6 protein-coding genes are annotated in these 5884 nt (G+C 70.0%); 4 read left to right on the forward strand and 2 right to left on the reverse strand.

What is annotated here, in order from left to right; genetic code table 11:
* Positions 1–668 (reverse strand): M20/M25/M40 family metallo-hydrolase (locus tag ACJ73U_RS07500; protein WP_407776807.1); only part of this gene is annotated, 668 nt, incomplete at its 3' end.
* 351 nt (positions 669–1019) lie between these two features.
* Here ACJ73U_RS07500 and pdhA point away from each other — a divergent pair.
* From pdhA to ACJ73U_RS07515, 3 genes are read left to right on the forward strand one after another with little or no spacing between them, the layout of a single operon-like run.
* Positions 1020–2258: a pyruvate dehydrogenase (acetyl-transferring) E1 component subunit alpha gene (gene pdhA, locus ACJ73U_RS07505; RefSeq protein WP_407776802.1), complete on the forward strand. Its 1239-nt coding sequence runs from the start codon at positions 1020–1022 to the stop codon at positions 2256–2258.
* The gene (locus tag ACJ73U_RS07510) at positions 2258–3277 is read left to right on the forward strand and encodes an alpha-ketoacid dehydrogenase subunit beta (RefSeq protein ID WP_407776803.1); all 1020 of its coding nucleotides are present in this window, start codon (positions 2258–2260) and stop codon (positions 3275–3277) included. Before pdhA ends, ACJ73U_RS07510 begins: the two co-directional genes overlap by 1 nt.
* A 3-nt stretch (positions 3278–3280) precedes the next feature.
* Positions 3281–4654 (forward strand): dihydrolipoamide acetyltransferase family protein, encoded by a 1374-nt coding sequence (locus tag ACJ73U_RS07515; RefSeq protein WP_407776804.1) that lies wholly within the window; start codon positions 3281–3283, stop codon positions 4652–4654.
* On the opposite strand, the gene ACJ73U_RS07520 is transcribed toward ACJ73U_RS07515, so the two are convergent.
* Complete coding sequence (locus ACJ73U_RS07520) at positions 4592–5236, reverse strand: SCP2 sterol-binding domain-containing protein (RefSeq protein WP_407776805.1); 645 nt, start codon at positions 5234–5236, stop codon at positions 4592–4594. The two genes, ACJ73U_RS07515 and ACJ73U_RS07520, sit on opposite strands and share 63 nt — an antisense overlap.
* Positions 5237–5348: 112 nt before the next feature.
* Here ACJ73U_RS07520 and ACJ73U_RS07525 point away from each other — a divergent pair.
* The coding region (locus tag ACJ73U_RS07525; RefSeq protein ID WP_407776806.1) for a TetR/AcrR family transcriptional regulator at positions 5349–5884 on the forward strand (536 nt) is incomplete at its 3' end.

Genomic DNA, 5884 nt, shown 5'->3' on the forward strand with positions numbered 1-5884 from the left:
GTCACCGTCGCGGTCACCGAGCACAGGCCGCGCAGGGACGTCGTCAGCCACAGGCGCTCGTAGTCCTGACCGCCCGAGTCGAGGCACACCACCAGTGAGATGTCACCCAGCCGGTCCCGGTATGCCTCGAGGTAGGCGTCCAGGTCCGGGCTGCCGGACTCCTCGGACGTCTCCAGCAGCACCAGGCACCGCGCGTGCCTGCCGCCCGCCGCGCGCACCGCCTCGATCGCGGCCGTCGCCGCGTAGCCCGAGTACCCGTCGTCGGCGGCGCCGCGCCCGTAGAGCCGATCACCGCGGATGACGGGGGTCCACGGGCCGAGGCCGGGCGACCAGCCGCCGACAGGGGGCTGCTTGTCCAGGTGGCCGTACAGCAGCACGGTGCCGCCGTCGGCCGGCATCCCCTCCGACGCGGGCACGTCCAGCAGCACCACCGGCGTCCGGCCGGGCAGCCGCAGGGTCTCCACCGTCGCACCCGGCAGGTCCCTCGCGGCCAGCCAGGCACGGAGGTGCTCGGCGGCCGCGTCCAGGTGACCCGAGGCGGCCCAGTTCGGGTCGAACACCACGGAGACCGCCGGGATCCGCACCAGTTCCGACAGGCTGGGCAGGATGTCCGAGTCCCAGGTCCGGTTCACGGTCGAGCGCAACTGCACGTTGTCCACCCACGCGATACTGCCACTACCACAGTAGGTGATGCAGATCACTCCAGTGGGTGAAAGTATCCACCGGAGGGTCCACCACCCGTGCGAAGGAGGTGGTCACGCTGGGGCCAGGGGTCGCCGCGTGCACTCCCTAATGTCGGTTGTCCTACAGTCTTCCCAGCTCAGCGGGCTGTTGTCCGGCAAATGTCGAAGTTCGGGCCTCACGGCCACGCCGTCCCGCATGCCAGGATGGACCCGAAAACCGTCAGCGCCAGCGGCGGGAACAGAACCACCCCACCCGGGCCCGGTGACCGCCGATGGCGCGGCCGAGAGCGGACGCCACAAGCGAACGCCCGGCGCCGACACCACATAGGAGAACGCATGTCGTCCCCAGAACAGTGGACGCACCCGGAACCGGGCGTCGGACCGGCCGCCACCGCGGCCACGCCGACGGCAGAGCAGGTGATCGCGGGCTTGCGAGCGACAAGTGAGGGCGGCCCGGAGCTGGTGCAGCTCCTCACGCCGGAGGGCGAGCGGGTCACCGACGCCGAATGGGACCCCTACGTGGCCGACGTCACGGCCGAGGACCTCCGGAGCCTCTACCGGGACATGGTGCTCACGCGGCGCATCGACCGGGAGGCCAACGCGCTGCAGCGCCAGGGCCAGCTCGGCATCTGGGTGCCGCTGCTCGGCCAGGAAGCCGCGCAGATCGGCTCCGGCCGGGCGCTGAAACCGCAGGACATGGCGTTCCCGAGCTACCGGGAGCACGGGGTCGCGTGGACGCGGGGGGTCAAGCCGACCGAGCTGCTCGGCATCTTCCGCGGCACGGACCACGGCTCCTGGGACCCGATCGAGAACCGCTTCCACCTGTACACGATCGTCATCGGCAACCAGGTGCTGAACGCCGCCGGCTACGCGATGGGCCAGCGGTTCGAGGGCAAGGTCGGCGACGACGACGGCGAGGCCACGATCGTCTACTTCGGTGACGGCGCCACCTCGCAGGGCGACGTGCACGAGGGCTTCGTGTGGGCGTCGGTGTACGACGCGCCGCTCGTGTTCTTCTGCCAGAACAACCAGTGGGCCATCTCCGAGCCCACCGAGCGCCAGTCCAGGCTGCCGCTGTACCAGCGCGCCCGCGGCTACGGCTTCCCCGGCATCCGCGTGGACGGCAACGACGTGCTCGCGACCCTCGCGGTCTCCCGCTGGGCGCTCGACCAGTGCCGCCACGGCAACGGGCCGGTCCTCATCGAGGCGTTCACCTACCGCATGGACGCCCACACCACGACCGACGACCCCACCCGCTACCGGCTCTCGGACGAGCTGGAGGCGTGGAAGCTGAAGGACCCGATCGAGCGGGTGCGGGTGAACCTGGTCCGGCACGAGAACGCCGAGAGCGAGTTCTTCGAGCAGGTCCAGGCCGAGTCCGTCCAGCTCGCCGCCGAGCTGCGCGAGTTCTGCCAGAACATGCCGACCCCACGCCCGTCCCGGATCTTCTCCCAGGTCTACGAGGAGGCGAACCCAGTGCTGGAGGCCCAGCGGGACGCCTTCCTCGAGTACACCGCCGGTTTCGAGGAGCATGCGGAGCGAACAGCCGGGCACAGCGCGGGAGGTGGGCACTGATGGCGACACCTGTCATGAACAAGTCCTCCGAGGCCGTGGCCGCCACCCAGACGGTCACCCTCAGCAAGAGTCTCAACCTCGGGTTGCGCGCCGCCATGGAGGCGGACCCGAAGGTCATCATCATGGGCGAGGACGTCGGCAAGCTCGGCGGCGTCTTCCGGATCACCGACGGCCTGCAGAAGGACTTCGGTGAGCAGCGCGTCCTCGACACGCCGCTGGCCGAGTCCGGCATCGTCGGCACGGCGGTCGGTCTCGCGATCCGCGGCTTCCGGCCGGTGTGCGAGATCCAGTTCGACGGGTTCATCATGCCCGCGTTCGACCAGATCGTGTCGCAGGTCGCGAAGCTGCACTTCCGCAGCCAGGGCAAGGTCCGGCTGCCGATCGTGATCCGCGTGCCCTTCGGCGGCGGGATCGGCGCGGTCGAGCACCACTCGGAGTCGCCCGAGTCGTACTTCGCGCACACCGCGGGCCTGCGGGTCGTGTCGTGCTCCAACCCGGTCGACGCGTACTGGATGATCCAGCAGGCGATCCAGTGCGACGACCCGGTGCTGTTCTTCGAGCCGAAGCGGCGCTACTACGAGAAGGCCACGCTCGACGTCAACGCGACGCCGGAGCCGCTGTTCGCCTCGCGCGTCCTGCGCCAGGGCACGCACGCGACGCTGGCCACCTACGGGCCGATGGTCAAGACGTGCCTGGAGTCCGCGGCCGCGGCGGCCGAGGAGGGCAGGGAGCTGGAGGTCATCGACCTGCGCACGCTCTCCCCGCTGGACCTGCACCCGGTGTACGAGTCGGTGCGGAAGACCGGGCACCTGGTCGTGGTCAGCGAGGCGCCGTCGGAGTCGTCGGTGACGTCCGAGATCGCCGCGCGCGTGCAGCAGGAGTGCTTCTACTCGCTGGAGGCGCCGGTGCTCCGGGTGACCGGGTTCGACACCCCGTACCCGCCGTCGAAGGTCGAGGAGGAGTACCTCCCCGATCTCGACCGGGTGCTGGACGCCGTCGACCGCTCGCTGGGCTGGTGAGGCATGCCTGACTACAAGGTGTTCCCGCTGCCCGACACCGCGGAGGGCCTGGTCGACGCCGAGATCCTGACCTGGCACATCAAGCCGGGCGACGAGGTGGCGGTCAACCAGATCATCGTCGAGATCGAGACGGCGAAGGCGGCGGTCGAACTGCCGTGCCCGTGGGCGGGTGTGGTGACCGAGCTGCACGCGCAGCCGGGGCAGACCGTCAACGTCGGCGAGCCGATCGTGACCATCGACGTCGACCCCCGTGGGGCGGCCGCCGCACCCGAGCCGCAGGCCGAGACGAACGGGCAGGCCATGCTCGTCGGCTACGGACCGAAGGCCAGTAGCGGGAAGCGCCGGGCCCGCAAGAACGCGCCGACCGCTGCTCCTGCCGCGGTCGTGTCACCGCCGGTCGTGTCACCGCCGGCTGTGTCACCGCCGGTCGTGTCGCCGCCGGTTGCCGCGCCGCCCGTGCCGGAGCCGATCACCGTGCCGGACTCGCCGGCCGCGTTGCTGGCGCCGGCCGCGCTGGTGCCGCTGGCGAAGCCGCCGGTCCGCAAGCTGGCCAAGGACCTCGGCGTGGACCTGCGGTCGCTCGCCGCGTCGGGTGTGATCACGCGCGAGGACGTGGAACGGGCAGCTCAGGTCGCTGCGGCGCCGGTCGTGCCGACTGGTGCGGCACAGGTCGTGCCGGCTGGTGCGCGGGAGCGGCGGGTCCCCGTCAAGGGTGTGCGGAAGATGACCGCGCAGGCCATGGTCGAGAGCGCGTACAGCGCTCCGCACGTCACCGAGTTCCTCACCGTCGACGTCACGCCGATGATGGAGCTGCGGGCCAGACTCAAGGCGCACCCCACGTTCCGCGACGTGAAGATCACCCCGCTGACGTTCGCCGCGAAGGCCGTGTGCCTGGCGGTGAAGCGCACCCCGGACGTGAACGCGACCTGGGCCGGCGAGGAGATCGTCTACAAGGACTACGTGCACCTGGGCATCGCGGCCGCCACGCCGCGCGGCCTCGTGGTCCCGAAGGTCCGCGACGCGGACGCGATGTCCCTGCGGGACCTGGCGGTCGCGCTGGAGCAGCTGACCGCGACCGCGCGGGAGGGCAGGACCACGCCGGCGGACATGGTGAACGGCACCTTCACCATCACGAACGTCGGCGTCTTCGGCGTCGACACCGGCACGCCGATCATCAACCCGGGCGAGTCCGCGATCCTGGCGCTCGGCGCGATCAGGGACATGCCGTGGGTGGTCGACGGCGAGATCAGGGTGCGCAAGGTGTGCCAGCTGTCGCTGAGCTTCGACCACCGGGTGATCGACGGTCAGCAGGGCTCACAGTTCCTCGCGGACGTCGGCGCCATCCTGGCCGACCCCGCCATGGCCATCACCTTCTGACGGTTCTGGCTGTGCTGTCGGCAGGTCGAAGTAGCTGATGAGGTTCGCGGCGAACGCGATGTCGCCGCGAACCCGCACCTTGCCACGCATGAAGAGCATGGCGACGTGGACCCCGCCCGTGACGACGCGCAGGAAGTCCGCCGGCGCGAGGGTGATCGTCACGCGCGGGTCCGCGGTCGGCTCCCTGCCGGACGTGCAGACCCCGTCCTCGATCACGGTCTCGAAGCGGTCGTAACCGTCGGCGCCGTCGTGGAACCGCCAGTGCACCACGGCGCGCAGTGTCGCCGCCTTCGCCACGTCGAGGTGCTCACCCATCCGACGAAAGACCTCGTCGAACACGACGTGCCGCAGGTGCGGGTGCGCCATCAGGTCCTGGAGCTGCGTGCCGGAGGCACGGGAGACGAACCAGACGAACGTCTCCGTGCGCATGGCGGCCAGCGCGACTCCGGTGCCGGCGCGGCCGAGCATGTCCATCGTGTCGATGAGCTGCACGAACTGCTTCTCGTCGAGCAGCCGCGGATCGACCGCACGAGCGAACGCGTCGATGTCCACAGTGGCTTCGATGACCGGTTCACGCGTCATCGAAGCGCCCCGCCTGCGTCTGAATCGCATACACCACCATAACTACTCGCGGGTAACCCTACGCACGAGTCAGTTACGCTGGCCCAGGTTGAACGGCCCCTGAGGAGGATCGGTGACCGTGGAAGAGCGGCGGCGAGTCAGAAGACTCCCGCGCGAGGTCCGGGAACGCCAGATCCTCGACGCGGCGGTCAAGGTGTTCGCGGAACGCGGCTACCACGAGGCGTCGATGGACGAGATATCCGACGTCGCAGGCGTCTCGAAGCCGATGATCTACGCCTACCTGGGCTCGAAGGAGGACCTGTTCGCCGCCTGCATCCACCGCGAGGCCACACAACTGCTGGCCGCCATAGCCGCGGGCGTGCGAACCGAGTTGCCGGCGGACATGCAACTGTGGCACGGCCTGGCAGCGTTCTTCGAGTACGTCGGCACCCACCGGGAAAGCTGGCGGGTGATCCACCGCCAGTCCATCACGCAGGGCGGCCCGTTCTCGGCGGAGTTGTTGGCCATGCGCCGCCAGGCGATCAGCCTCGTGGACACGTTGCTGGTGCGGGTAGCGACCAAGGAGGGCCTGGTCGACAACGCGACCGAGTCACTGGCCGCCGCACTGGTAGGAGCGGCCGAGTCACTCGCGGACTGGTGGCTGGACAA

The organism is Actinophytocola sp., assembly GCF_045807065.1.
Classification (GTDB): domain Bacteria; phylum Actinomycetota; class Actinomycetes; order Mycobacteriales; family Pseudonocardiaceae; genus Actinophytocola.

Excerpts from the sequence above, each read along its gene's own strand:
- pdhA (WP_407776802.1), top strand. The coding sequence starts at position 1,020 with ATGTCGTCCCCAGAACAGTGGACGCACCCGGAACCGGGCGTCGGACCG.
- ACJ73U_RS07515 (WP_407776804.1), top strand. The coding sequence starts at position 3,281 with ATGCCTGACTACAAGGTGTTCCCGCTGCCCGACACCGCGGAGGGCCTG.
- ACJ73U_RS07520 (WP_407776805.1), bottom strand. The coding sequence starts at position 5,236 with ATGACGCGTGAACCGGTCATCGAAGCCACTGTGGACATCGACGCGTTC.
- ACJ73U_RS07510 (WP_407776803.1), top strand. The coding sequence starts at position 2,258 with ATGGCGACACCTGTCATGAACAAGTCCTCCGAGGCCGTGGCCGCCACC.